This is a genomic window from Leptospira semungkisensis (genome assembly GCF_004770055.1).
GTDB classification, from domain to species: Bacteria; Spirochaetota; Leptospiria; order Leptospirales; family Leptospiraceae; genus Leptospira_B; species Leptospira_B semungkisensis.
In genome coordinates this window covers 1-1,192 of the sequence record NZ_RQEP01000023.1, presented here as the reverse complement: position 1 = coordinate 1,192, position 1,192 = coordinate 1, and the positions used below count along the sequence as shown (strand labels likewise).

General features: G+C 45.3%; 1 protein-coding gene and 1 pseudogene. Both read left to right on the top strand.

The window, feature by feature from the left end; genetic code table 11:
• A pseudogene (locus EHO59_RS18115) lies at positions 1-417 on the top strand (hydrogenase large subunit); the annotation flags it as partial.
• Positions 414-1,192 (top strand): NADH-quinone oxidoreductase subunit B family protein (locus EHO59_RS18110; protein WP_135589887.1); only part of this gene is annotated, 779 nt, incomplete at its 3' end. The pseudogene EHO59_RS18115 and the gene EHO59_RS18110, both read left to right, overlap by 4 nt.

Sequence of the window (1,192 nt, the reverse complement as noted above, 5' to 3'; positions counted from 1 at the left end):
ACAAGCTATTCTCTTGCGGGAGAAGGGATCAAACTGGATTTGGATCACGCAAACATGAAGGGAGATGCTTGGGCAAGATTCTATCTTCGTTATGAAGAGTTGAAGAATAGCGGGGCTTGGCTTGCAAAAGCGATCCCTCAGCTTAAGAATTTTCATGCTGCAAATGAATCATTCAAGAAGGCCAAAGCTTCCAAGGCAAAACCGGGAGTTTATTACGGCGCTGCAGAAGGATGGAGAGGACCTGTTCTTGTTTCCTTTATCTTGAATTCTTCCGGAGATATTACCGAGGCTTATGTAAGAGATCCTTCCGTTCTGAACTGGCATGCATTAGAGCTTGCGGTTCGTGGAGAGAATATAGGGGACTTTCCTCTCAACAACAAGTCCTTCAATCTAAGCTATGTGGGAGTCGATCTATGAAAAGATTTCAAGAAATTATAAACATCCTTCGCCCTGCTCGTAATTTAGATTTCGAGAAGATGCAACCTACTAACTCGAATGCTCGAGGCATCCCTGTTCCTAGTTTCAAGAAAGGATCTTCTCTCGACAAGTCAGTAGAGAAGGTTTGCCCGACAGGTGGGATCAAGGTAGTATCTGCAAAAGAAGTAATATTCGACTATGGAGCTTGCTTGCAATGCGGACTCTGTGTAGAACATTCTCCCGATAAACTCGAAAATTCTGGATTTGTCCATGTCTATTCAGTAGACAGAGAAGCATTAAAAGTTTCTTATATTGATGGAGTTCCAAAATCTTACGAAGAGACTATCTCCGACGAAGTAAAACAATTCCGTAAGATCACTCACAAAACCGGCTTTCAATACAGAGAAGTTGCCGCAAGCGGCAATAACTCTACAGAGGCGGAACTAAATGCAAGCTTCAACGCTGTGTTCGATAGCGAGGCGAGCATGGTCCGAGTGGTAGCTTCTCCCAAACATGCAGATGCAGTCGTGTATGCAGGACCAGTCGGACCGAATATGGAAATCCCTCTACAAGTAGCTTGGGACACAATGCCAAGTCCAAAGGCACTCGTTGCTTGCGGTACCGAAGCAGTTTCCGGGGGACTCTTCCCACTTGGGAAACTTCCCAAAGAACCGGATCTATTCATCGGAGGAGATCCTCCTCGTCCGGACGTGATCGTGAGCGCATTCCGTTATCTCATGGGAAAAAAGAAATATTCCTTCAGAGAAGAGCTCTC